Raw genomic sequence first — 771 nt, forward strand, 5'->3', positions numbered from 1 at the left:
GGTCAGCTGAGCTTGTTTGGGGAGGAAAGTCTCCCTGAAGAAGAAGCTGACATACCCAGTTGAAACAGAGACCATCACCTATAAACGCAAGAAAGCTAAGGGTATTCGTCAGGCTATTTTTAGTCAGTTCACTCCAGAGATTGTTCATCACGAATTGCAGGGCGAAGATTGTACCTGTCCAGACTGTCATGGTCAATTGAAGGAGATTGGTTCAACTGTTCAACGACAAGAGTTGGTCTTCATTCCTGCACAATTAAAGCGGATTGACCATGTTCAACACGCTTACAAGTGTCAGGCATGTAGTCAGAAGAATCTGAGCGATAAGATTATCAAGGCTCCTGTTCCTAAGGCACCTCTGGCACACAGCTTGGGTTCAGCTTCTATCATTGCCCACACTATTCACCAGAAATTCAATCTAAAGGTGCCAAATTACCGTCAGGAAGAGGACTGGCATAAGCTTGGCCTGCCAATAAGTCGGAAGGAAATAGCTAACTGGCACATCAAGTCTAGTCAGTATTATTTCGAGCCGATTTATAACCTGTTGCACGAGAAATTGTTGGAGCAACCTATTCTTCATGCGGATGAAACCTCCTACAAGGTCTTGGAAAATGATAGCCAGTTGACCTTCTACTGGACCTTCTTGTCTGGGAAGCAGGAGAAAAATGGAATTACCCTTTATCATCATGACAAACGACGGAGTGGCTTGGTTGTGGAGGAATTTCTAGGGGATTATGCGGGCTACGTTCATTGTGACATGTGGAGTGCTTATCG

At 44.9% G+C, this 771-nt stretch carries 1 pseudogene; it reads left to right on the forward strand.

Annotated features, from left to right (window positions below):
• Nucleotides 1-16 precede the first annotated feature (16 nt).
• Nucleotides 17-771, forward strand: a pseudogene (locus tag C1E99_RS04795) (IS66-like element short variant transposase); the annotation flags it as partial.

Source organism: Streptococcus suis (assembly GCF_002964045.1).
Lineage (GTDB): Bacteria > Bacillota > Bacilli > Lactobacillales > Streptococcaceae > Streptococcus > Streptococcus suis_U.